Raw genomic sequence first — 23,933 nt, 5'->3', positions numbered from 1 at the left:
CCATGAGCACAAGCCGTTCTCCCGCCGCTTCCACCACCTCCAACGACTGGAGCGACCTGTTCCCAACCCGGCCGGATGCGCCGCCGCTGCGCATCGTGCTGCATGCGCCCACACCCGGCGCCCTGGCCCGTGCACGCAGCAATCTGGCCAACCTGCGCCAGGACCGGCCCGGTGCCGAGGTCCGCATCGTCATCAACGGCCCGGCCGTCGAGGCGCTGCTGGACGCCGCGCCGGGCACGCCGCAGCATCTGGATGCAGAGGCCCTGGCCCATGCGCTGGTCTGCCCGAACACGCTCAAGAAGCTGGGCCGCGAGGCGCCTGCCGGCATGCGCGTGCTGCCGCAGGGCGGGATCGAGTCACTGGCCCTGCTGCAGCAGTCGGGCTGGTGCTACGTGCGCTGCTGAGCGGCCTGCGCCAGCGAGGCCAGGCAGCGCGCCTGCCATTGGTATTCAGGCTCGAAGGACTCGCGGTCCGTGACGGCGCCGTGGCCGCCCGCGCCATAGACCATGGCATAGGCCGCATAGTCGGCCGCCTGCAGCGCCCGGCCCGCCAGGCCATGGGCCGTGGCATAGGTGGCGGACACGGCGGCATGGCCGCAGCCGTCGAGGGAGCGCGACCCCTGGTGGTGGTTGGCCAGGCTGGCCGCCTCGCGGGCCAGGCGGTCCAGCTCCTGCCTGTCGATCTGGCCGTCCAGGTAGCGGCGCAGGCCTTGTGCGCAGCGGATGACTTCGGGGTCTTCCAGCAGGTGCGAGATACGGTCCACGCAGGCCTGTGTGAATTGCAGCCTCAGGTGCTCGCCGGCTTCGGCGGCAAGGTCCAGTTCCGAAGCAAGGCTGTTCAGGGCATGGTTCATGGAGAACTCCTTGGCAGTGGCGACACAAGCAGCGTAGACCGGGGCCGCGCACGGAAACAAGAGGGTGATTTCCGATACGCGCCCCGCATTCCCGAGGAATGCAGTCACCCTGTTAACCCCGTCTTAATCCCTGCGCCACACGCTATGGACTGCCTTGGGCGCCTGTCCATGGCAGGCAGTCGGTGGCACTTTGCAAGCACTCGGCAAGCACTCGGCAGCCACTTGGAAAGCCCATTGCTTGACTCACATCAAGCCGCCAAGGCCCTGAATTTCATATATTAAATTCAATATAAAAAGCATATTTTTAATGCTTTATTGAGTTTGAGCGACCACGATCCGTGGCCGCAGGACGATGAAAGACAGGCCATGCCAAAAACATCCCGCGCCGGCAGCGGCTGCAACGACTGCAGCTGCAAGCCCTCCACCCAGGACATCCCCGCCCCTACCCTCTCCCATGCGCAGCCCGCCGCAGGCAAGCGCGGCTTCCTGCAGGACCTGCTGGCCGCCGCCATGGCGGCCGTGGCCCTGCCCGTGGCGGCGGCCGCGCCCGGCAACCCGGGTTTCCAGCCGCCGCGCCGCCCCGGCGAGGCCGGCAGGCGCTACGGAATGCTGGTGGACCTGCGCCGCTGCATAGGCTGCCAGGCCTGCACCGTGAGCTGCTCCATGGAGAACCTGCCGCCGCTGGGCCAGTTCCGCACCACGGTGCTGCAGTACGAGGTGCAGCATGCGGGCAATGAGGACCTGCCGCCGGCCATGCTCAACCTGCCGCGCCTGTGCAACCACTGCGACAACCCGCCCTGCGTGCCGGTCTGCCCCGTGCAGGCCACCTTCCAGCGCAGCGACGGCATCGTGCTGGTGGACAACGAGCGCTGCGTGGGCTGCGGCTACTGCGTGCAGGCCTGCCCCTATGACGCACGCTTCATCAACCACGAGACGCAGACCGCCGACAAGTGCACCTTCTGCGAGCACCGCCTGGAAGCCGGACTGCTGCCGGCCTGCGTGGAAAGCTGCGTGGGCGGCGCCCGCGTGATCGGCGACCTCAACGACGAGGGCAGCGAGATCCGCCAGCGCATGCGCGAGCACGCCAGCGACCTCAAGGTGCTCAAGCCCGCCATGGGCACGGACCCGCATGTGTACTACCTGGGATTGCCCGACGCCTTCGTCGACGGCGTGGACGGGCAGGCCAGCGTGCGGCTGGTCACTTCCCACTGAACGCAAGGAGCACCCCATGCACATCGTCGAACTCCTGACCCCCGCCTACGAATCGGCCTGGCTGCCCTGGGCCGTGCAGTACTTCTTCCTGGCCGGCATTGCCACGGGCGCCGCCCTGCTGGCCGCCGCCTGCGCCTGGGCGCCGCGCGCCAGCGCCATGGCGCGCCTGCTGCCGGCCGCCGTGCTGGTGCTGGCCGTGAGCGCCATCGCCGCGCCCGTGTCGCTGCTGGCCGACCTGCACCAGCCTGCGCGCTTCTGGCATTTCTATGCGCACTTCACGCCGTGGTCGTGGATGTCGGTGGGCGCGCTGCTGCTGCCGGTCTTCGTGGGGCTGTCGCTGGCCTTCGTGCTGGCCTGGTGGCTGGGCCGGCCACAGTGGCTGCGCTGGCTGGCGCCGCTGCTGGCCGTGTCGGCGCTGACCATCACCGCCTATACCGGCGCCGAGCTGATGGCCGTGCGCTCGCGCCCGCTGTGGAACACGCTGTGGGTGCCGCTGAACCTGGCGCTCACGGGCTGGCTGGCCACGGTGGGCTGCATGCTGGTGACGGCGCGCTTTCTGCCCGCCCGCCACCGCCCCGATGCCGGCGCCCTGCAGGCGCTGCGCATGCTGGGCCTGGCGCTGGCGCTGTGCCTGCTGGCCATGGTGGCGGTCTGGGCCGTTGCCGGCTGGCTGGGCCAGGGCCGCTCCTTCCAGGCGGCGCTGCAGCTGTGGCAGCAGTTTCCGGTCTGGCGCCTGAGCATGCTGGGCTCGGCCGTGGCCGGTGCCGCCTTGCTGTGGGCCCTGGTGCGGGGTGGGCAGCGCATGGCCTGCCCGCGCTACACGCTGGCGCTGGGGCTGGGCCTGGCCGCCGCGGCCTGGGCCTTCCGCTGGGCGCTGTTCATGGGCGTGCAAGGCGTGCCCAAGTACGGCGCGGGCCTGTACATCTACCACATGCCGCTGGGCGGCGACGGCCTGCTGGGCATGCTGGGCGTGGCCGGCCTGTGCATTGCACTGGTGACGCTGGCCACCTGGGCGCTGGAGCTGTTTCCCGCGCGTTCGGCCGCAGCCCGCGCCCTCTGACACCGCCGCCCTGACGACCCCTCACCCATCACGGAGCGCGGCCCGCCACCGGCCGGCCGCGCCACAGAAAGCCATTCATGACCGACAAGAAGAAACTCTCCCAAGCTCCCGAAGATTCCCTGGATGCCGAGGCCACACGCCGCCGCCTGCTGCTGCGCGGCGGCCTCACCGCCGGTGGGCTGGCCGCCTTTGCGGCCGGCTACGGTGAAACACTGGCGCGCGGTGCCAAGGGCCTGGTCGCAGGCACCTCGGGCACGCCCACGGCCAGCGCCACGCGCGGCAATTCGCTGACGCCGGAGTTCCGCATCGACCCGGCCACGGGCGCGCTCGCCACCCAGCCCGGCCAGGTGGTCAGCCCGTCAAGCTGCCTGGGCTGCTGGACGCAGTGCGGCGTGCGCGTGCGTGTCGATACCGCCAGCAACCGCATCCTGCGCGTGGCAGGCAACCCCTACCACCCGCTGGCCACCACGCGCCCGGCCGCCATGGAAGAACCCGTGCGCGAGGTCTACGCCAAACTGGGCAAGGAGCTGGGCCTGGAGGGCCGCGCCACGTCCTGCGCGCGCGGCTCGTCCATGCTGGAGCACCAGAGTGCGCCGCACCGCGTGCTCACCCCGCTCAAGCGCGTGGGCCCGCGCGGCAGCGGCCGCTGGCAGAGCATTTCCTTCGAGCAGCTGGTGCAGGAAGTCTGCGAGGGCGGCGATCTGTTCGGCGAAGGCCAGGTCGATGGCCTGCGCGCCATCTGGGACCCCAGGACGCCGCTGGACGCCGACAACCCCGAGTTCGGTCCGCGCTCCAACCAGTTGCTGGTGACCGACGCCTCCAACGAAGGCCGCGCCCAGCTGCTGCGCCGCTTTGCGGGGCCGTCCTTCGGCACCGTGAACGTCAGCAACCACGGCGCCTACTGCGGCCAGAGTTTTCGCGTGGGTGCGGCAGCGGCCCTGGGCGACCTGCCCGGCATGCCGCACGGCAAGCCCGACTGGAGCCATGCCAGCTTCGGCCTGTTCATCGGCGCGGCGCCCGCGCAGTCCGGCAACCCCTTCCAGCGCCAGGGCCGCGAGCTGGCCGAGGCCCGCTCGCGCGAGGACAACCGTTTCCGCTACGTGGTGGTCTCGCCCGTGCTGCCGACCTCGTCCAGCCTGGCTGCGGGCAGCGGCAACCGCTGGCTGGCCGTCAAGCCGGCCAGCGACCTGGCCCTGGCCATGGCGCTGATCCGCGTCATCCTGGACGAGGCGCGCCATGACACGGGCTTTCTCGCCCAGCCCGGCCCGGCCGCCATGCAGGCGGCGGGCGAGGCGTCCTGGAGCAATGCCACGCACCTGCTGGTCAACGAGCCCGGCCACCCGCGCCATGGCAGCTTTCTGCGCGGCGCCGACCTGGGCTGGGCCCTGCCCGCGCCAGCCGAAGACGGCAAGCCGGCCCAGGATGTGTTCGTGGTGCAGCGTGCCGATGGCAGCCTGGCGCCGCACACCCAGGCCGAGCCTGCACAGCTGATGGTGCGCACCCGCGTGGCCGTGCCCGGCATGAAGGCCGAAGGCGCGGACCAGGTCCCCGAGCTGTCGGTCTGCTCCTCGCTGGCCAAGCTGCATGAGCAGGCCAGCCTGAAGACGCTGGACGAGTACGCGGCGCTGTGCGGCGTGGCGCGCGGCGAGATCGAGGCGCTGGCGCGCGAGTTCACCAGCCATGGCAAGCGCGCCGTGGCCGATGCGCATGGCGGCACCATGAGCGGCGCGGGCTTCTACACCGCCTACGCCATCAGCATGCTCAACACCCTGGTGGGCAACCTCAACGTGCAGGGCGGCCTGGTGCTGGATGCCGGCCCGTTCGGCCCCTTCGGCCCCGGCCCGCGCTACGACTTCGCCAACTTCGACGGCAAGGTCAAGCCGCGCGGCCTGGCGCTGTCACGCCACCGCCAGCCCTACGAGAAAAGCGCGGAATTCCAGCGCAAGCGCGAGGGCCAGCCCGAGGGCGCGAAGGACTACCCCGCCGCCCAGGCCCCGTGGTACCCGGCCGTGGGCGGCCTGTCCAGCGAGATGCTGGCCAGCGCGCTGGCCGGCTACCCCTACCGCGCCAAGGCCTGGATCAACCACATGAGCAACCCCGTCTACGGCATTGCGGGCTTTCGCAACGCGCTGGTGGACGATCTCAAGAACCCGAAGAAGCTGCCGCTGATCGTCTCCATCGACCCCTTCATCAACGAGACCAGCGCGCTGGCCGATTTCATCGTGCCCGACACCGTGACCTACGAGAGCTGGGGCATCTCGGCGCCCTGGGCCGACGTGGTGGCCAAAAGCTCCACCGTGCGCTGGCCCGTGGTGCAGCCCGCCGTGGCGCGCACGGCCGGCGGCCAGCCCGTGAATGTGGAGAGCTTTCTCTTCGCCGTGGCAGAACGGCTGGGCCTGCCGGGCTTTGGCGAGGCCGCCATCAAGGACGCCCAGGGCCAGCCCCATGCGCTGCGCTCGGCCGAGGACTTCTTCATCCATGCCCTGGCCAACGTGGCCTGGGCAGGCGGCAAGCCCGTGCCGGCGGCCAGCGATGACGACATCGCCATCACCGGCGTGGACAGGCTGGTGCCCGCGCTGCGCCAGCGCCTGAAGGACGATGAATGGCGCCAGGTGGCCATGCTGCTGACGCGCGGCGGGCGCTTCGACCGCATCGAGGACGCCTGGAAGGACGGCCACACCCGCAAGGCCCACGCGCCTGCCCTGCAAGTGTGGAGCGAGGAGCTGGCCCGCATGCGCCACGCCATGACGGGCGAGCGCTACAGCGGCTGCCCCACCTGGTACCCGGCACGACTGGCCGACGGCAGCGCCATGCGCACGCATTTCGGCGAGCAGCAATGGCCGCTGCTGCTGACCTCGTACAAGTCCAACCTGATGAGTTCCATGTCGATTGCCGTCTCGCGGCTGCGCCAGGTGCATCCGCACAACCCGGTATCGCTGCACCGGGAGGACGCCGAACGGCTGGGCATCGCCAACGGCGACACGGTGCGCATCCGCACGCCGGGCGGCGCGGTGACGGCCGTGGCCATGGTGCGCGACGGCGTGATGCCGGGCACCGTGGCCATCGAGCACGGCTACGGCCACCGCGAGCTGGGCGCGGGCCGCCACAGCATCGACGGCAAGCCCATGCCGGTGAACGCCGAGCACGCCAATGGCGTGAACCTCAACGACCTGGGCTTTGCCGATCCCACGCGGCCCGGTTGCAGGAACGTGTGGGTGGACTGGGTGTCCGGCGCCACGGTGCGCCAGGGCCTGCCTGCGCGCATCGAGAAAACCTAGTGTCTTCATCCCATCAGGATCAATGCATCACACGACCCACTCCCTGCCCAGTGGCTGCGTTGTCGCAGGGTTGAAGGGTCTGGCCAGGGCCACCATTTACAAAAGGAGACACCATTCGCGGGATTGCCGGTCCTCGTGGCGGATGCTGAAATCCCGGCAGAGCCTGCACACCCAAGGGGTGCGAGGCAGGCTACTGCAGGCCGCTACGTTTCGAGAGCACACCCAAGAGAGGGACGCTACATGCAGGTTGACTCCTTCTTCCAATCTGGTGGCACCTGGCGAGCTGCCACCCCGATACGCGAGCCGGTTCCCGGCGGCCGGTGGCAGCACGGCGCAACCGTGGCTTTGGCCGCCGCCGCAATCGCTTTCGCGCACGCCTGTCACGCGCAAACCACTTGGGTGGGCAGGGTCACGATCGGGGACGTGATCCGCGAGGATCTGACCAATGCACTGGCGGCCCAGCAACAGGCTACGAAGAACAAGTCCGAGTTCAACCGCAGGATCGCCCAGGCACGTCAGGGCTTTCTTGAAACAGCCCGGACGCCAGGCACCAGAGCCAAGGCGGAAGCGGAGTTCGCCAAGCTGCTGCTGGAAAAGGATCTCTACTTCCTCACGCTCTACCTCAACGAAGGCTTTTCGGAACGAAATATATCCATCGTCAAGGGACTGGAGCGCGTGACAGGGGGCGATTTGGACAACGGCATCCCATCGGATGGCCGTGCGGCCTTTGAAAGCTGGGTCAGAGGCATCAGGGCTTCGCTGGGAGCGGCGCGAGACGGCCAGATGGCGATGGCGGCACTTCAGCCCGACCGCCTGCAACAGGCACTGCAGGCCAACGATTCGACCTACCAGGCGTACAAGCGGCTCAGAGACCGACAGGAAATCCAGCTCGGCATGGGCCAGGAACAGCAGGCGCAGGCAGCCGCCATCAGGGATGTGCAGGCCGCCACTGCACCCGATGGTGGCGCACGGCTGTTCGAGCAACAGCGGCAACGCCTCTCCGCCGTCGATCTCCACGGTCTGGCCGAAGGCGATGTGTATCGCTGGATGGTTGAAACCGGGAACAAAGGCCATCAAACCCTGCAATGCACCTACGGGCCTAAACTGAACTCCAGCGGTGTCAAAAGCTATGCCACCTATGGCTTCTGGTATGCGAAGGCGCCCGAAGACATCCCGGCCATGCTCGCGCGGGACCCTAAGGGAGTGCTGCGCTTCATCGGTGACCAGGCCATCAAGGAATGCCCGCCCAGCGACAAGGCCGCGCTTGCGCTGCGCCGCAGCCTGATGGCCCGGCACCCCGTCACCGGCACAGCGCAACCCTTGCCATCAAGTCCTGGAATGGCCCCCCCTCCTGCAGCACCCATGCCCCCAGGCCTCTCGCCTCAGGAGGCAAGGAACTGGGTGCGCAGCAACGCAAGGCAATCGGCCGGGAGAAACCCGCAATGACGCAATGGACCTGTAACAAATGCGGCCGAACGATAAGCTCCACCGGCACGCTGCCACCCGATCACGACTGCAAGCAAAGTCCCTCAAGCCCGGGGGCAGACCGTGGGTTGATCGCATTTTTCGCGGGTGCTGCTACCGGCCTCTACTGCTGGCACAAGACACAGCACGCCGGACTCGCAATGGGCGCGGCGCTACTGGCCGCAGCCATCGCATCCACCAAGCTGTTCGGCACACTTTTGTTTTGGGCTTTCGCCGTCATGGTGATATATGCGCTCGTGTCCGGCTGACTGCGCACCGGGCCGGTGCGCCATAGCCCGCCATGGCCAGCACAGCCCGGAGCAGCTCCTGAAAGGTCAGTCCCCGGCCTGCCAGCCGCCGCCCAGCGCCTGGTACAGCGCAATGGCGTTTTCCAGCTGGCCCTGGCGCAGGCGTATGACTTCCTGCTGGGCCTGGAACAGATTGCGCTGGGCGTCCAGCTCTTCCAGGTAGCTGGCGTAGCCGGCCTCGTAGCGGTCCTTGGCAAAGCCCAGGGAGCGCTGCAGCACCGCCTCGCGCTCGCTGGCATGCTGCCACTGCGACTGCAGGCGCTGGGTGCCGACCAGGGCGTTTTCCACATCGGCCAGCGCCTTGGTCACCACGCCGCGGTAGGCATAGGCGGCCTGGTCGCGCTGGGCGGCGGCGGCGTCGAACTGGCCCTGCAGCCGCCCGCCCGTGAACAGCGGCGCCAGCACGCTGCCGCCCAGGGCCCAGACCGTGGCCGGGTGGTATTGCAGGGCGTTGACCAGCAGGCTGCCGGCGCTGGCCGTCAGCGAGACCTGGGGCAGGAAGGCGGTGCGCTGCACGGCCAGGCTTTCGTCGGCGGCCGCCAGTTGCAGCTGGGCGCGTGCAATGTCGGGGCGGCGCTGCAGCAAGGCCGAAGGCAGGCCTGCGGCCGGCGCGGGCGGCGGCGCGCCCGGCGTGGCGGACTGGCCGTCGGTCGTTGCCATGAGCGCGGCAGCCTGCTCGTCACCCTCGCCACCGGCCAGCAGCAGGAGCGCCGTGCGCTGGCGTGCCAGCGACAGCTCCAATTGCTCCACGGCCTGCTGCACGGATTGCAGCTCGGCCTGGGCCTGGGTGAGCTGCAGCTGCGAGGTGTAGCCCACGCGCGCCTGATCGTCGGCCAGGCGCAGGGCCTGTTCGCGCGAGCGGGCCGTGGCCTGGGCCACTTGCAGCTGCGATTGCAGCGAGCGCAGGCCCACATAGGCCTGGGCCGTGGTGGCGGCCACGGCCAGGGCCACGGCGTCGCGGTCGGCCTCGCTGGCCTGCAGGCGCAGGGCGGCGGCCTTTTCCAGGTGGGCGATGCGGCCCCACAGATCAGGCTCCCAGCTGGCCTGCAGGCCGGGCTGGACCGAGCGTGTGTGCGCCAGGCCCCGCGCGCCCAGGCTGCGGCCCGTGGAGGCGCCGGCCGTGGCCGAGAGCTGGGGCAGGCCCGCAGCGCCTGCCACGTCCAGGTTGGCCCGCGCCTCATCCACGCGCGACAGGGCCAGCAGCACATCGTTGTTGCGGGACTGGGCCAGTTCCACCCAGCGCGTGAGCAGCGGATCGCCAAAGGCCTGCCACCACGATGCCTGGATGGCGGCGGCCGGCTCCTGCCCTGCCCCGCTCCACTGGGCGGGCATGGCGGGCCGGGCCGCTTCGGGCGCGGTGCTCAGCGGCGGCACGCTGCAGCCGGCCAGCGCGGTGGCGCAGGCGATGGCCACGGCCAGTGCGCGGGCGGTCATGGGCGGGCCTCCGGTTGGGGGGCGGGCTGCTGTGCGGGTTGCGGTGCAGGTTGCGGCTCAGGCTGCGCCGTATCCAGCCGCACCACCACCGACATGCCCGCGCGCAGCCGCGCGGCCAGTTCCTGGTCGGGATCGATTGCAATCTTGACCGGCAGGCGCTGCACGACCTTGGTGAAGTTGCCCGTGGCATTGTCGGCCTTGAGCACGCTGAATTCAGAGCCCGTGGCCGGCGCGATCTCCAGCACGCGGCCCGTGAGATGGGCGCCGCCCAGCGCATCGACGCTGAAGCGCACGGACTGGCCTATGCGCACCTGGGCGGTCTGGGTTTCCTTGAAGTTGGCCACCACCCACAGCGTGTGCGGCACCTCGTACATGAGCTGGGAGCCGGCCGTGACGTACTGGCCCCGGCGCACGCCCACCTCGCTGACCTGGCCATCGCCTGGCGCGTGCACCACGGTGTTGTCCAGGTTGATCTGGGCCTGGCGCAGCTGGGCCTCGGCCATCTGGACCTGGGCTTCGAGCGAGGCGCGGTTCACCGTCGTCGCCTTGATCTTCTGGGCGTTGATCTCGATGTCGGCCTGGGCCTTGGCCACGTTGGTGGACGCCAGGCGCGCGGTGGCACGCACCTTGTCGCGCTCGTTGAGCGAGACGGAGCCGCGCTCGGACAGCGCCTGCACGCGCTGCAGCTCGGCCGCGGCGCGGTCGGATTCGGCCTGCGCCGCCGCCAGGCCGGCGCGGCTGGCGCCCAGCGTGGCGCGGTTCTGGGCCTGGGTCTGGTCGGCATTGGCCAGCTGTGCGCGGGCATTGGCCAGCTGGGCCTGCGCCTGGGCCTGGGCGGCTTCGTAGGTGCGTGCGTCGATGCGCACCAGGGGCTGGCCGGCCTTGACGTTCTCGTAGTCCTGCACCAGCACCTCGGTCACATAGCCGCTGACCTGGGGCGCGAGCACGGTGACGGCGCCGCGCACATAGGCGTTGTCGGTACTGACCACGGTGCCGGCGAAGGGGAACAGGTTCCAGGCGCGCAGCACCAGCAGCACGCCGGCCAGTGCGACCACCAGCATCACCAGCACGCTGCGCAGCGAGGGCTTGATGAGCTTGGGCGATGGCGATGGCGAAGGTGAAGGCGAGGGCGAAGGCGCCGCAGCGGGAGCCGGCGCAGGCGAGGCAGAGGCGGCCGCGCCGCCATTGGAATTTTCGGAGTCACTCATGTTGTTGTCTTTTCTCTGGGCGAACGGTTTCAGGCGCGGGCGACGGGCTGGGTGGGCGGCTGGCCCGGCGCGTCCTGCGGCGTGGCGGCATCGGTGCCGCGCATGGCCGAGGCATCGGCGGCGGCGGCGCGCATGCGCTCCACGAAGGCGCGCTGGCGTGCGCGGCCGGCCAGGGCCAGCATCCACAGCAGGTAGAGCACGGCCACGCCGGCCGTGAGCGCGAACACGTCGTTGTAGGCGCGCACATTGGCCTCGCGGCGTGCGGCCTGCGCCAGCTGGGCCGTGCCCTGGGCCGCACGCAGGGCGGGGTCGGCGATGACACGGGCCAGGCTTTGCTGCTGCAGGCGCAGGCGGTCGGCCACGATGGGGTCGGTGGGATCGACATCGGCCACGATGGCGGCCGAATACACCTGCTCGCGGTGCATCTGGTAGGTGCTCAGCAGGGCCGAGCCCATGAGCGCGCCCATGGCCTGGGTCATCGATATGGTGACGATGGCCGTGAGCATGTAGTGCGCGCCGAACTTCAGGCCCTGCACCACGCCGATCAGCATCAGCGGCCCCATGAACAGGCCCGCGCCCACGGCCATGAGGAACTGGCTGCCGAAGAAGTCCTCGGGCCGGGCCAGGCTGGTGCGGCTGTGGTCCAGCCAGGCCGCCAGCGCGAACAGCACGATGGAGCCCACGATCTGCTTGCCCATGTTCTCCAGCCCGAAGGTCAGCGCCGACACGGCAATGCCCGCGATGGTGCCCAGCAGGATGACGATGAACAGCGGCTGCATCTGGTCCACGGTCATGCCCAGCATGCGCTGCATGCCGATCACGCCATAGGTCTGCTCGGTGGTCAGAAAGCGCAGCAGCAGCGCACCGATCACGAAGCGAACCGTGGGCGCCAGCACGAACCAGCGCGTCTGCAGCATGGGATTGCGGCGGTGGTGCTCGATGTACAGCGCCACGCTCAGCAGGACGATGGAGCCGATCAGCATCCAGGCCAGCCAGGGCGTGTCCAGCCACCAGTGGTTGTAGCCCTGCACCAGCACGGCGATCAGCAGGCCCACGCCGGGCACCATGAGGAAGAAGGTCAGGAAGTCCAGCCGCTCGAAGCTGCGGATGTGCACGCCAGGCGGAAGCTTGAGCACCACCACGCCCGCGAACGAAATCAGGGCCAGGCCGGCCTCGAACAGGTAGAGGTTGTGCCACTCGCTGTTGAACAGCAGGCCCGGCGACAGGATCCAGGCCAGCGGCGTGGCGATCTGCCCCAGCCCCACGCCGATCACCAGCATCTTCAGCACATGCTTGCGCGGCGCCGCCTGCAGCATGTAGAGCGTGCCCAGCGTGCTGCAGGTGGCACCCGCCAGGCCGCTGGCCGCGCGCAGCATGAGCAGGCTGGTGTAGCTGCCCAGCACCAGGTGCAGCAGCGTCAGCAGCGCATACAGGCCCAGGCCGATCTCGGCGAACAGCCGCATGCCGAACTGCTGGCGGAACTTGTAGACCAGCAGGTTGGCCGTCATGTTGAGCATGACGTAGGCGCCGGTCAGCCAGGCGGCCTCGGAAGACGTCAGGCCCATCTGCCCCTGGATGGTGGGCAGGTTGGCCGTGAACAGTGCATTGCCCAGGCCGCCCGTCAGCGCCACCAGCACGGCGATCAGGCCATAGGCGGCGCGCACGGCCGGCTGGTGCAGCGGCATGGACGGCGAGCCCGGCAGGCTGGGCTTTTCATGCTCTTCCCAGTCCGGCGGGGGCTTGAGGTAGATGACGGGAGGCGACGGGGGCAGCACGGGCCCCGGTGAAGTCGGTGTGGTGGCCATGTCAGGCCTTCAGGCCTTGCCAGACGATCTGCAGCGCCTTGCGCGCCAGGGTGCGCCGCTGCTGCGGCGTCTCGCCGCGCAGCGAGGCGCCCAGCATGCCGAACACCAGGGACAGCTCGGACTGCGTCAGCGGCTGGCGGCAATGGCCGCAGGCCACGGCCCGGTCCATGGCCGGCCGAAAGATCTGCCACATGGCAACGCGCGCCTGGGCGATGACCTCGTCGCCGCGCTCCACGGTGCGCCAGTAGTCGGTGATGGGAGCGGAGACCGCGATGCGCTCGGCCAGGCGCGACAGCAGCTTGTAGAAGGCATCGTCATCCTCGGCCATGGCCTCGGCCGCGAGGCGCATGTTGTCCAGCGAACGCTCCAGCAGCGCCAGCATCAGCGCGCGCCGGTCAGGAAACTGCCGGTACAGCGTGGCGCGGCCGACTTCGGCGCGCTCGACCACCAGGTCCAGCGGCGCGGTCACGCCGTGCTCGGAAAACACGGCATCGGCCGCGTCCAGCAACTGGGCGCGGCGGATATCGGCACTGGGTCTTTTGGAAGTCATGCGGACAATTATCGGACAAAATTGTCCGTTAAATGTCTGCAACCGGCCTATCCCATGGCGGGGCCATGGGCAAAAAACCAACGGTTTCCGGCAGTGGAAAAGCCTCTACAGGTCGGTCAGCGGCAGCAGCTGGCGGCGGCTGTCAAAGCGCCGCGACTGGCCGTCCAGAGGATCGGTGAAGGCCAGGCTGCGCGCCAGCAGCTGCAGCGGGCGCGAGTAGTCGCCCTCGGGCATGTCATGCACTTCGGGATAGAAGCCGTCGCCCCACAGCGGCAGGCCCAGGGCGGCCATGTGCACGCGCAGTTGGTGGCGCTTGCCGCTTTCGGGCTCCAGCCGGTAGCGCGCCCAGCGGCCGTGCTGCTCCAGCACCTGCATGTGGGTGCGGGTGTTGGGCATGCCGTCCACCTCGTGCATGCGAAAGAAGTGCCCGCTTTCCTCCATGCGGCTTTCATGCGTGCGCGGAAAAGCCACGTCCTCGCGCCAGGGCGCCACGGCCTCGTAGGTCTTGTGGATGGCGCGGTCGCGGAACAGCGCCTGGTAGATGCCGCGCGTGGCGCGCTGCACCGAAAACACCACCAGCCCCGCCGTGTCGCGGTCGATGCGGTGGATGGGCGACAGCTCGGGCAGGTCGAACTCGCGCTTGAGCCGCACCAGCAGCGTCTGCTGCAGGTACCTGCCGGCCGGCACCACGGGCAGGAAATGCGGCTTGTCGGCCACCAGCAGATGCGCGTCGCGGTGGATGACCTCGGCCTCGAAGGGAATGGGCGGCTCGGCCTGCAGTTCGCGGTAGTAGTAGTAACGCAGGCCCGGCGCAAAGGCCGTGCCTGCATCGGCGGCGCGGCCATGCTCGTCCACCACCTCGCGCAGCGCCAGGCGCCGCAGCCAGTCTTCGCGCGCCACGGCCGGCAGGCGCTCGGCCAGAAAATCGATCAGCAACCCGCCGCCCTGGCTGGGCAGCACCACGCAGCTGGGGCTGACGCCGTCGCGTATGGGAAGAACCTTGGGGTCGTGGGCGTTGTGCATGGATTCCCGCCCTCAGCGCTTGTGCAGCGCTGCCCACTCATCGGGCGTCACCATCAGGCCGGGAAAGCTGTCACGCAGCGCAAGAAGGTCGCCGTCGCCGGTGATGAGCGCCTGGGCCCGGCCTACATGCGCCAGCACCAGGAACACCTGGTCCTTGTCGTCCCGGCACAGCGGCAATGCAGGCCAGGGCTGCGGCAGCGTGACGACATCGGCCCAGGGCAGGAAATCCTCCAGCAAGGCCTGTTGCTCGGCCGTTGACAGCTTGAACTTCGGATAGGCGAGCACACGCAGCAATTCGCTGGCCGTTTCCCTGCAGACCAGGGGCTGCAACTGCTGGTGCTGCCAGGCCCGGCGTATCCACGCAAGACGGCCGGACGTGAACAGCAATGCCGAGAGCACGACGTTGGTGTCCAGGACGACACGCATCATTTGCGCGCCCAGGAGGTCGCCTCCTGCACATCCTCGTCGGTGATGCCCATCTGCTGCAGCTTGTCGCGGACGGCCTGTGCGCGCTGGACACGCTGCACGTGCACGGGCGTGAGCACGATGCGGCCGTTTTCCACGGCCACCTCGAAATACTCTGCGGCCTCCACCTCGGACACCACGGCCTTGGGCAGGGTGATCTGGTTCTTCGACGTCAATTTGGCAAGCATGGCCGGCTCCTGCAAATGAGAGAAAACACGGAAATCTTACTTCCTTACCTCATTCCTCTGCGTCTCACCGGGCTTCTTCACTTGGCGAGGCTGGCCCTCCCAGTCCACTCACGCCGTTCAACCCGCTGTCCGCCGTCACCAGCACGCCCGCCGAAACGATGTAGTCGGCCGCGCTTTCGATGTCGCCGCGCAGCGCCTCCTTCGCGGCAGGCGCGTCGCGCCGGCGCAGGGCCTCGACCAGGCGCGCGTGGTGGCCGACCGCCACCTGCTCGCTCACGCGGCGCGAGCCCGAGCGCATGTCGTGGTTGAGGATGGGGCCTATGCGCAGCCATAGCGCCTCGATCATCTGCAGCAGCATGGGCATGCCGGCCGCGCCGTAGACGGCGAAGTGGAAATCCTTGTTGAAGGCGATGAGCCGTGCGCCATCGGGCGAGGCACCGGCCATCTCGGCCGCAAAGCGGTCCTGCAGGACGGCAATGCGCTGCAGCCCTTCGGCCGGCAGCTGCAGCGCGGCCTGCTCGGTGGCCAGGCCTTCGAGGTTGACGCGGATGCGGGTGATTTCGCGGAAGGCGCTTTCCGTCATCAAGGGCACGCGCAACGCGCGGTTGGGCGTGAGTTCCAGCGCCTGCTCGGCCACCAGCCGGTGCACGGCTTCGCGCACGGGCATGACGCTGACGCCCAGCGCGCTGGCCGTGGTGCGCAGCGAGATCTGCTCGCCCGGAATCATCTGGCCGGTGATCAGCAGTTCCCTGAGCTGTGCATAGACATCGCTGCTGAGGGTCTGGCGTTTGAGTGGGGTGACTAGTTCTTTGATGGCCATGGCGGCGATGGTAGCGCGGCGACACCGCTGTCATGTCACATAGGGTATTCACCATATTTGATCTGTGATCACAGATACAAAATCCAAAGCCAACCCGAATCCCTTTCACCTTTGTTTGAGTTCCCAAGGAGTCCCCGCATGTGGAAAAACGATCTTCTGGCCGGCCAGCGCGTCCTGGTGACGGCGGGCGCCGCCGGAATCGGTCTGGAAATCAGCCGCGCCTTTGCCCAGGCCGGCGCGCGCGTCATGGTCTGTGACGTGGCCCAGGCCAGCCTGGATGCGCTGGCTGCCGCCCTGCCCGGCGCCAGCGGCCGTCTTGCCGATGTGTCGGATGCCTTGCAGGTGCAGGCCCTGTTCAAGGCCGTGGACAACGAGTTGGGCGGCCTGGACATCCTCGTCAACAACGCCGGGGTGGCCGGCCCCACGGGCGCGGTGGAGACGCTGGAGCTGGCCGACTGGCAACGCACGCTGGATGTGAACATCACCGGCGCCTTCCTGTGCACACGGCTGGCCGTGCCCCGGCTTCGGCAATCGGCACGCGAGGGCCGGCAGGCAGCCATCGTCAACCTGTCTTCGGCGGCAGGGCATCTGGGCATGCCGGGCCGCTCGGCCTATTCGGCGTCCAAGTGGGCCGTGATCGGCCTGACCAAGTCGCTGGCGCTGGAGCTTGGCGCCGACGGCATCCGCGTGAACGCCATCCTGCCGGGCGCCGTGGACGGCCCGCGCATCCGCGATGTGATTGCCGCCAAGGCGCAGGCGCGCGGCCTGCCGCTGGAGGACGTCACGCGCAGCTACACGCACCAGGCCGCGCTGGGCCGCATGGCCACGGCGCGCGACATTGCCAACATGGCCGTGTTTGCCGCCAGCCCGCTGGCCGGCCATGTCACGGGCCAGGAGCTGGCCGTCGATGGGCTGACCCAGGCGCTGAGCTGAGCGCCCTCTCGTCCTCCCCTCCTCTCGCCTTTTCACCGTTTGCAAGGACCTTCCATGGCCACCCGCACCAAAGCCATCATCACCTGCGCGCCCACGGGCGCCATCCACACGCCCAGCATGTCGCCCCACCTGCCCGTGACGGCCGAGCAGATTGCGCGCGCCGCCATCGATGCCGCCGAGGCCGGCGCCGCCATCGTGCACCTGCATGCCCGCGATCCGCGCGACGGGCGCCCTTCGCAGGACCCTGAGCTGTTCCGCCCCTTTCTCAAGGCGATCCGTGCCGAGAGCGATGCCATCGTCAACATCACCACGGGCGGCAGCCCGCACATGACGGTGCCAGAGCGCATGCGGCCCGTGACCGAGTTCCAGCCCGAGCTGGCCTCGCTGAACATGGGCTCGATGAACTTCGGCCTGTTCCCCATGCTGGAGCGTTTCAAGGACCTGGAACACGCCTGGGAACGCGAGCACCTGGAAAACAGCCGCAACCTGGTCTTCAAGAACACCTTTGCCGATATCGAAGGCATCCTGCGACTGGGCCAGGCCCAGGGCACGCGCTTCGAGTTCGAGTGCTACGACATCAGCCACCTGCACAACTTGGCGCATTTCGTGGACCGGGGTCTGGTGCAGGGGCCCGTGTTCGTGCAGTCGGTGTTCGGCATCCTGGGCGGCATCGGCGGCCACCCCGAGGACCTGATGCACATGCGGCGCACGGCCGACCGCCTGCTGGGCAGCAACTACCAGTGGTCCATCCTGGGCGCCGGGCGCAACCAGCTGCCGCTGGCCACCATGGGCGCGGCCATGGGCTCGCATGTGCGCGTGGGGCTGGAAGATTCGCTGTGGATAGGCCCGGGGCAGCTGGCCACCTCCAGCGCCGAGCAGGTACGCCGCATCCGCACCGTGCTCGAGGCCCTGAATGTCGACGTCGCCACGCCTGCCGAGGCGCGCAGCATGCTGGGCCTCAAGGGTGCGGCCAACGTCGCCTTCTGAATCGCCTTCCCGGGCCAGCCCCCATGCCACCGAACAGGAGACCCCCATGCAGATCGATATCGTCGCCGACCTCAAGACCACGCTGGGCGAAGGCCCGCTGTGGGACGTCGGGCAGCAGCGCCTGTACTGGATAGACAGCTTCGACGGCCGCATCTTCCGCTGCACGGCCGACGGGCGCGAACTGCGCGCCTGGGAAGTCGGCCAGAAGATTGGCTCCATGGCACTGCGCCGCGATGGCCGCTCGGCCCTGGTGGCGCTGCACGGCGGCGTGCACACGCTGGACCTGGAAAGCGGCGAGCTGGAGCTGGTCGTCGCCCCCGAGTCCCATCTTCCCGGCAACCGGCTCAACGACGGCAAGGTGGACCGGCAGGGCCGCTTCGTCTTCGGCTCCATGGACACCCTGGAGGAGCAGCCTTCGGCGCGGCTGTACCGGCTGGACACGGACCTGAGCCTGCATGTGCTGGACGAGGGCATCATCTGCTCGAACGGCCCGTGCTGGAGCCCGGACGGCACGACGCTCTATTTCTCGGACACGTGGAGCGGCGAGATCCGGGCCTACGACTACGACACGGCCACGGGCCATGCCAGCGGCCGCCGGACCTTTGCCCCGGTCGACACCAGCGGTGGCGGCGCGGCCGACGGGGCCACGGTCGATGCCGAAGGCTGCCTGTGGCAGGCCCTGGTGTACGCGGGCCAGCTGGTGCGCTACACGCCGGACGGCCGAGTGGACCGGGTGATAGAGATGCCGGTGCGCAAGGTGACAAGCGTGATGTTCGGCGGACCCGGGCTCGACACGCTGTACGTCACCTCCATGGGCAAGCCGCCGTTGCCGCGCTTCCCGGGCGACGGCCAGTCCCGTGGCGCGCTGTTCTCCGTCAAGGGGCTGGGCGTGCGTGGCCTGCCCGAGCAGCGCTTCGGCGCCTGAACCCGCAACCGGGCATGCAGGCCCGGAGCCTTCGCACCGCAACGCCGCCCGCCCCGCGAAGCGGCACCTTCATCCACACAACAATGAAACGGCACCCACCGCTGGTGCCCGGGAGACTGTCATGGCCCAGGCCCCGCGCGCTTCGCTGCGCCAGATCCACCGCTATTCATGGGTATCCCTGCTGGTCTGCTGGCTGATCTGGGTACTGAATGCCTACGACCGCGAGATCGTGCTGCGGCTGGGGCCGACCATCTCCCGGCACTTCGGCCTGTCGGCCGACGAATGGGGCACGGTGGCCACCATCGTGATGCTGGCCCTGGCCGTGCTGGACATCCCCGGGGCGATCTGGAGCGACCGCTATGGCGCGGGCTGGAAGCGCGCACGCTTTCAGGTGCCGCTGGTGCTGGGCTACACGGCGCTGTCGTTCGCCTCGGGCTTCAAGGCGCTGAGCGGCAGCCTGGCGGGCTTCGTGGCGCTGCGCGTCGGCGTCAACCTGGGCGCCGGCTGGGGCGAGCCCGTGGGCGTGAGCAACACCGCCGAGTGGTGGCCGGTGGAGCGGCGCGGCTTCGCGCTGGGCGCCCACCACACGGGCTATCCGGTGGGCGCCATGCTCAGCGGCCTGGTTGCCGGCTTTGTGCTGTACGCCTTCGGCGAGGAGAACTGGCGCTATGTGTTCTTCGTCGCGCTGGTCGTCGCCATCCCGCTGATGTGGTTCTGGGCGCGCTATTCCACGCCGCAGAAGATGGAACTGCTGTATGCCGACATCGCCGCCCGGGGCATGACCCCGCCGCAGGCCAGCGTGGCGGCGCAGGTGGAAAAAGGCCAGGCCTGGCGCACCCTGCGCAACACGCTGGCCGATCGCAGCATCGCCCTGACGGCTGGCAACACCCTGCTCACGCAGGTGGTCTACATGGGCATCAACGTGGTGTTGCCCGCCTATCTCTACAACATCATGGGCCTGTCGCTGGCCGAATCGGCAGGCATGAGCGTGGTGTTCACGCTCACCGGCATCCTGGGGCAGCTGGTCTGGCCGGCTCTGTCGGACGTGATCGGGCGCCGCGTCACCCTGGTGATCTGCGGCCTGTGGATGGCCGCCAGCGTGGGCGCCTTCTACTTCGCCGACACCATGGCCCTGGTCGTGGTGATGCAGCTGCTGTTCGGCCTGGTCGCCAATGCGGTCTGGCCCATCTACTACGCGGTGGCCTCGGACTGCGCCCAGCCCTCGGCCACCTCCACGGCCAACGGAATCATCACCACCGCCATGTTCGTGGGCGGCGGCATCGCGCCCGTGCTGATGGGCAGCCTGATCGCCCTGGGCGGCGGCTGGACCAGCCCCGGCGGCTATGCCCTGTGCTTCCTGGTCATGGCCGGCTGCGCGCTGGGCGGCGTGGCCCTGCAGCTGGGCACGCGCGGCAATGGTGCCTCCACCGCCACCGCCTGACTCCGCTTTCCTCCATCCATCTTGCCAAGGATTTGCCATGGTCCATCACCCATCGCCCTCCCCTGTTCACGCGCCGCCCGCACGGCTGCAGCCTGCCACCGGCGACAAGCAGGCGCTGCTCAACGCCCGCATCTTCCGCAGGCTGATGCCGCTGCTGGTGCTGTCCTATGTGATCAGCTTCATAGACCGCACCAACATCGCGCTGGCCAAGTCGCACATCGAGGTCGACCTGGGCATCTCGGCGGCCGCCTACGGCCTGGGCGCCGGACTGTTCTTCCTGAGCTATGCGCTGCTGGAAGTGCCCAGCAACCTGGTCATGCACAGGGTGGGGGCGCGGTTCTGGATCACGCGGATCATGGTGACCTGGGGCCTGCTGTCGGCCGGCATGGCCTTCATCACCGGAGAGACCTCGTTCTACGTGATGCGCGTGCTGCTGGGCGCGGCCGAGGCGGGCCTGTTCCCCGGCGTGATGCTCTACCTGACCTACTGGTTCGGCCGCGAGGAACGGGCCCGCGCCATCGGCTACTTCCTGCTGGGCGTGTGCATTGCCAACATCCTCAGCGGCCCCGTGGGCGGCGCGCTGCTGCAGATGGACGGCATGCTGGGCTGGCACGGCTGGCAGTGGATGTTCGTGATCGAGGGCCTGCCCGCCGTGGCCCTGGCCTGGGTGGTCTGGAAGAAGCTGCCCGACGGCCCGGCCAGCGCGCCCTGGCTGACGGCCGCCGAATCGCGCGAGGTACTGCAACGGCTGCAGGCCGAGCAGGACCAGCAGGCCGGCACCGGCCAGGTGGGCCATTCGCTCAGGGACTGCCTGCGCGACGGGCAGATCTGGCTGGCCATCCTCGTCTACTTCTGCCACCAGATCAGCATCTACACGGTGATCTTCTTCCTGCCCGGCATCATCGGCACCTACGGACAGCTCTCGCCGCTGCAGATCGGCATGCTCAACTCCGTGCCCTGGATTGCAGCGGCCATCGGCGCGGCCTGGCTTCCTCGCTTTGCCACCCACCCGCAGCGCTGCCGGCGCATGCTGCTGGCGGGCCTGGCCACCATGGCCGCCGGCCTGCTGCTGGCGGCGCTGGCGGGCAAGGCCTCGCCAGCGCTGGGGCTGCTGGGTTTCAGCCTGACGGCGCTGATGTTCTTCGTGGTGCAGTCCGTGGTCTTCCTGTTTCCCGCCTCGCGGCTGGCGGGCGCGGGGCTGGCGGGCGGCATAGCCCTGGTCAATACCTGCGGCCTGGTGGGCGGCTTCATAGGTCCCACGGTGATGGGGATGATCGAACAGGCCACGGGCAGCACGCGCAACGGCCTGTTCATCATGGCGGGCCTGCTGGTGGTGGCAGCGCTGTCATCCACCCGCCTGCGACAGGGCCAGGAGACGCCGTGATGACGGCCCTTCCCCCGCTGCAGGCCGCGCTGTAGGCCAATCTCCTGTATGCGGGCCTGCCGGCTGCCCGCCAGCGCGTCCCGGACCTTGGCAAGCGGTTTTGCGGCGCTAGGATGGACCGAACTCCATTTCGCGGCCCCCTGCGCCATGACCGACACAGCGACCGACAGCCCCCAAACGCCAGCATCCAGGGCACCATCGCACCCGCCGCGCCGCCGCTGGCTGCGCATCCTCGTGTGGATGGCCTCGGCCCTGGTGCTGCTGCTGGCGCTGGTCGTGGTCCTGATTGCCACCTACGACTGGAACCGCGCCAAGCCCTGGGTCAACCAGCGGGTCAGTGAAAGCACCGGCCGGCATTTCGCGATTGAAGGCGACCTGCGGCTTCAATGGAACTGGCCCCAGCCGCTGGACCAGGGCTGGCGTCACTGGATTCCTGGCGTCACCGTCCAAGCCGAGCAGCTGACCCTGGGCCAGCCCGAAGGCTGGCAGGTGGAGCAGGAGCCGGCCAAGGGCAGTGCCGAGTTGCCCGCCCTGCCTGCGCCGCCCGACCAGTTGAACAAGGGCCGCCTGCCCGAGGAGAAAGCCAAGGAACAGCCCAAGGGGAAGGGGAAGGCGAAGGACAAGGACGAAGGCAAGGAAAGGGACAAGGACTCGCAGGCCAGCCCTTCCGCGCCCAGGATCGACAGCGACAGCATCGTCCTTGCCGACGAGAAAATGGCCCCACCTCCGCGCGACGCCGCCACCATGGCCACGGCCGCGCGCGCCACGGCCAGCCTGCGGCTATGGCCACTGCTGGGCCGGCACGTGCTGCTGGACCATCTGCAGCTCGAAGGGCCTGACCTGGTCTTCGCACGGCGCAAGGACGGCAGCAACAACTGGACCTTCAAGCGCCCCGAGTCCACGGGTCCTCGCTGGCGCTTCCAGGTGGCGCAATTGAGCCTGCGCGGCGGCCTGGTGGGCTGGAGCGATGGCCTGCGCCAGATGGCGGTGCGCGCACGCCTGGACAGCCTTGTGCAGACGCCCAGCCCAGACTTTCCCTATGGCATGCGCGTCGGCCTGACCGGCCGCATCGCCAAGGCCACGGTCGAGGCCCAGGGTCTCATAGGACCCGTGCTGGACCTGCAAAGCGAGCAGGCACGCTTTCCCGTGAAACTGTGGGCCCACGCGGGCAGCCTGCGCGCCCAGGCCGAGGGCATTCTCGACAATCCCCGCGCCCTCAAGGGCATGGACCTGCAGGTGCGCCTGCGCGGCACCAGCATGGCGGACCTGTTTCCGCTCACCGGCCTGCTGCTGCCGCGCACCCCACCCTTCGATACCAGGGGCCATCTGGTCGGCAGCCTGCAGCCCGGCCGCGCCGAGTGGGACTACGAAAACTTCGAAGGCCGCGTCGGCCAGAGCGATCTGCGCGGCACGCTGCACTACGCATCGGGCAAGCCGCGGCCCAAGCTCAGCGGCGACCTGGCCTCGCGCAAGCTGCGCCTGGCCGATCTGGGACCGGTGGTGGGAGCACCTTCCACCAAGCAGGGACAAAAAAGCAAGCAGGTCGCCAGCGGCAAGGCCCTGCCCACCCAGCGGTTTGACACCAGCAAGTGGAAAGCCATGGACATGGACGTGCGCTTCAAGAGCGATCGCATAGAACGGCCCCAGGCCCTGCCCATCGAGGACTTCAGTGTCCATGCACTCATGGACAACGGCGTGCTGCGCCTGTCGCCGCTGCGCTTTGGCATGGCCAAGGGCAAGCTGGACCTGGAGGCGGTGGTGGACAGCGGCGCCAAGCCGAACAAGGCCAGCCTCAAGGGCAAGGTCGAGGGGCTGCAGCTGTCGGCCCTGTTCCCGGAGATCGAACTCATGAAGAAAAGCCTGGGCAGCATGGACGGCGCCCTGGGGCTGGAAGGCCGGGGCCAGTCCATCGCCGAGTGGCTGGGCACCAGTTCGGGCGACATCCGCCTGTATGTGCGCGATGGCCGCTTCAGCAAGCAGTTGCTGGACCTGGCCGCGCTGAACCTGGGCAGCGTCATCGTTACCAAACTGTTCGGCGCCGACAAGGAAGTGCAGCTCAACTGCGCCGTTGCCGACCTGACCGTGAAGCAGGGCATTGCGCGCACCCGCAACGTCAAGCTGGCCACGCCCGAGGCCATCATCGAGGCCACGGGACAGATCAGCCTGGCGCAGGAGACCATGGACCTGCGCATCGTCCCCGAGTCGCTGAAGTGGAAGTTCTTCTCGCTGCGCACGCCGCTGTACGTGCGCGGCAGTTTCGCCCAGCCCAAGGTGGGCGTGGAGCCCGGCCCGCTGCTGCTGCGCGCGGGCGCGGCCGTGGCCGCCGCCGTGGTGGCACCAGCGGCCCTGGCGCTGGTACCGCTCACGGTGCCGGCCGCCGAGGAAGATGCGCAATGCCAGCGCCTGCTGGCGGAAAGCAGCAAGAAGTAGAGTAGACGCGGGGCCCTGATGCGGCACGCGCCGCGCTGCATTGGCGCAAAAAGGCTAGCAAACCCGGTGGCAATGTGACGAAATAGCGCCGCGGCACACAGGCATCGAGGCGCGGTGCCGGCAGGTCAAGGGCCTCGTCGATGCCCTCGCAGACGATGCGCAGGC

Annotated in this window: 21 protein-coding genes; 12 read left to right on the top strand and 9 right to left on the bottom strand. The window is 69.0% G+C overall.

Going from position 1 to position 23,933, the window contains the following annotated elements; translation table 11 throughout:
- Positions 1 to 2: 2 nt before the first annotated feature.
- Entirely contained in the window at positions 3 to 404 is a 402-nt protein-coding gene (locus ACFPFG_RS31590; RefSeq protein ID WP_380109847.1) for a DsrE family protein, read from the top strand.
- Here ACFPFG_RS31590 and ACFPFG_RS31585 read toward each other — a convergent pair.
- The gene (locus tag ACFPFG_RS31585) at positions 389 to 853 is read right to left on the bottom strand and encodes a hypothetical protein (protein WP_183018217.1); all 465 of its coding nucleotides are present in this window, start codon (positions 851 to 853) and stop codon (positions 389 to 391) included. The genes ACFPFG_RS31590 and ACFPFG_RS31585 overlap by 16 nt on opposite strands.
- A 366-nt stretch (positions 854 to 1,219) precedes the next feature.
- On the opposite strand from ACFPFG_RS31585, the gene dsrO reads away from it, so the two are divergent.
- The 5 genes from dsrO to ACFPFG_RS31560 all read left to right on the top strand — a co-directional run bounded on the left by dsrO (position 1,220) and on the right by ACFPFG_RS31560 (position 8,136).
- The gene (gene dsrO, locus ACFPFG_RS31580; protein WP_197956037.1) at positions 1,220 to 2,065 is read left to right on the top strand and encodes a sulfate reduction electron transfer complex DsrMKJOP subunit DsrO; all 846 of its coding nucleotides are present in this window, start codon (positions 1,220 to 1,222) and stop codon (positions 2,063 to 2,065) included.
- Between the two features lie 16 nt (positions 2,066 to 2,081).
- A complete protein-coding gene (gene nrfD, locus ACFPFG_RS31575) occupies positions 2,082 to 3,125 on the top strand; it encodes an NrfD/PsrC family molybdoenzyme membrane anchor subunit (RefSeq protein ID WP_374617647.1) in 1,044 nt (347 codons plus the stop codon).
- Positions 3,126 to 3,202: 77 nt separating this feature from the next.
- Positions 3,203 to 6,403: a tetrathionate reductase subunit A gene (locus ACFPFG_RS31570; protein WP_380109844.1), complete on the top strand. Its 3,201-nt coding sequence runs from the start codon at positions 3,203 to 3,205 to the stop codon at positions 6,401 to 6,403.
- 240 nt (positions 6,404 to 6,643) lie between these two features.
- A complete protein-coding gene (locus ACFPFG_RS31565) occupies positions 6,644 to 7,849 on the top strand; it encodes a hypothetical protein (RefSeq protein ID WP_183018221.1) in 1,206 nt (401 codons plus the stop codon).
- Positions 7,846 to 8,136, top strand: a complete 291-nt coding sequence (locus ACFPFG_RS31560; RefSeq protein ID WP_183018222.1) for a hypothetical protein — start codon at positions 7,846 to 7,848, stop codon at positions 8,134 to 8,136. Before ACFPFG_RS31565 ends, ACFPFG_RS31560 begins: the two co-directional genes overlap by 4 nt.
- A gap of 66 nt (positions 8,137 to 8,202) precedes the next feature.
- Here the strand turns inward: ACFPFG_RS31560 and ACFPFG_RS31555 are convergent, their stop codons facing one another.
- From ACFPFG_RS31555 to ACFPFG_RS31520, 8 genes are all read right to left on the bottom strand, one after another.
- Positions 8,203 to 9,609: an efflux transporter outer membrane subunit gene (locus tag ACFPFG_RS31555; RefSeq protein ID WP_380109840.1), complete on the bottom strand. Its 1,407-nt coding sequence runs from the start codon at positions 9,607 to 9,609 to the stop codon at positions 8,203 to 8,205.
- Positions 9,606 to 10,817 (bottom strand): HlyD family secretion protein, encoded by a 1,212-nt coding sequence (locus tag ACFPFG_RS31550; RefSeq protein WP_380109838.1) that lies wholly within the window; start codon positions 10,815 to 10,817, stop codon positions 9,606 to 9,608. Before ACFPFG_RS31550 ends, ACFPFG_RS31555 begins: the two co-directional genes overlap by 4 nt.
- Before the next feature lie 29 nt (positions 10,818 to 10,846).
- Positions 10,847 to 12,622 carry an MFS transporter gene (locus ACFPFG_RS31545; protein ID WP_380109836.1) on the bottom strand — a complete coding sequence of 592 codons (1,776 nt, stop codon included), beginning with the start codon at positions 12,620 to 12,622 and terminating at the stop codon, positions 10,847 to 10,849.
- 1 nt (position 12,623) lies between these two features.
- Positions 12,624 to 13,172 (bottom strand): TetR/AcrR family transcriptional regulator, encoded by a 549-nt coding sequence (locus ACFPFG_RS31540; RefSeq protein ID WP_183018226.1) that lies wholly within the window; start codon positions 13,170 to 13,172, stop codon positions 12,624 to 12,626.
- 105 nt (positions 13,173 to 13,277) lie between these two features.
- Complete coding sequence (locus ACFPFG_RS31535; RefSeq protein WP_380109833.1) at positions 13,278 to 14,195, bottom strand: pseudouridine synthase; 918 nt, start codon at positions 14,193 to 14,195, stop codon at positions 13,278 to 13,280.
- Between the two features lie 12 nt (positions 14,196 to 14,207).
- The gene (locus ACFPFG_RS31530) at positions 14,208 to 14,624 is read right to left on the bottom strand and encodes a putative toxin-antitoxin system toxin component, PIN family (protein WP_380109831.1); all 417 of its coding nucleotides are present in this window, start codon (positions 14,622 to 14,624) and stop codon (positions 14,208 to 14,210) included.
- On the bottom strand, positions 14,621 to 14,848 hold the full coding sequence (locus tag ACFPFG_RS31525) for an AbrB/MazE/SpoVT family DNA-binding domain-containing protein (RefSeq protein WP_013802025.1): 228 nt from the start codon (positions 14,846 to 14,848) through the stop codon (positions 14,621 to 14,623). Before ACFPFG_RS31525 ends, ACFPFG_RS31530 begins: the two co-directional genes overlap by 4 nt.
- 64 nt (positions 14,849 to 14,912) lie before the next feature.
- The gene (locus ACFPFG_RS31520) at positions 14,913 to 15,668 is read right to left on the bottom strand and encodes a GntR family transcriptional regulator (protein WP_380109828.1); all 756 of its coding nucleotides are present in this window, start codon (positions 15,666 to 15,668) and stop codon (positions 14,913 to 14,915) included.
- 138 nt (positions 15,669 to 15,806) lie between these two features.
- On the opposite strand from ACFPFG_RS31520, the gene ACFPFG_RS31515 reads away from it, so the two are divergent.
- The 6 genes from ACFPFG_RS31515 (at position 15,807) to ACFPFG_RS31490 (ending at position 23,768) form a co-directional block, all read left to right on the top strand.
- The gene (locus tag ACFPFG_RS31515; protein WP_016451594.1) at positions 15,807 to 16,601 is read left to right on the top strand and encodes an SDR family oxidoreductase; all 795 of its coding nucleotides are present in this window, start codon (positions 15,807 to 15,809) and stop codon (positions 16,599 to 16,601) included.
- A 54-nt stretch (positions 16,602 to 16,655) separates the two neighbouring features.
- Entirely contained in the window at positions 16,656 to 17,588 is a 933-nt protein-coding gene (gene kce / locus ACFPFG_RS31510; RefSeq protein WP_197956033.1) for a 3,5-dioxohexanoate:acetyl-CoA acetone transferase, read from the top strand.
- Positions 17,589 to 17,634: 46 nt separating this feature from the next.
- Positions 17,635 to 18,513: an SMP-30/gluconolactonase/LRE family protein gene (locus ACFPFG_RS31505; RefSeq protein WP_013802021.1), complete on the top strand. Its 879-nt coding sequence runs from the start codon at positions 17,635 to 17,637 to the stop codon at positions 18,511 to 18,513.
- 121 nt (positions 18,514 to 18,634) lie between these two features.
- On the top strand, positions 18,635 to 19,954 hold the full coding sequence (locus ACFPFG_RS31500) for an MFS transporter (protein ID WP_312372185.1): 1,320 nt from the start codon (positions 18,635 to 18,637) through the stop codon (positions 19,952 to 19,954).
- A gap of 37 nt (positions 19,955 to 19,991) precedes the next feature.
- On the top strand, positions 19,992 to 21,338 hold the full coding sequence (locus ACFPFG_RS31495; protein ID WP_374617638.1) for an MFS transporter: 1,347 nt from the start codon (positions 19,992 to 19,994) through the stop codon (positions 21,336 to 21,338).
- Positions 21,339 to 21,485: 147 nt separating this feature from the next.
- The gene (locus ACFPFG_RS31490; RefSeq protein ID WP_380109825.1) at positions 21,486 to 23,768 is read left to right on the top strand and encodes an AsmA family protein; all 2,283 of its coding nucleotides are present in this window, start codon (positions 21,486 to 21,488) and stop codon (positions 23,766 to 23,768) included.
- Positions 23,769 to 23,933 lie beyond the last annotated feature (165 nt).

Origin of the sequence: Delftia deserti (assembly GCF_042653485.1) — a bacterium.
In the GTDB taxonomy this organism is placed as follows: domain Bacteria; phylum Pseudomonadota; class Gammaproteobacteria; order Burkholderiales; family Burkholderiaceae_C; genus Comamonas; species Comamonas acidovorans.
This window is presented reverse-complemented; position numbering and strand designations above follow the sequence as displayed.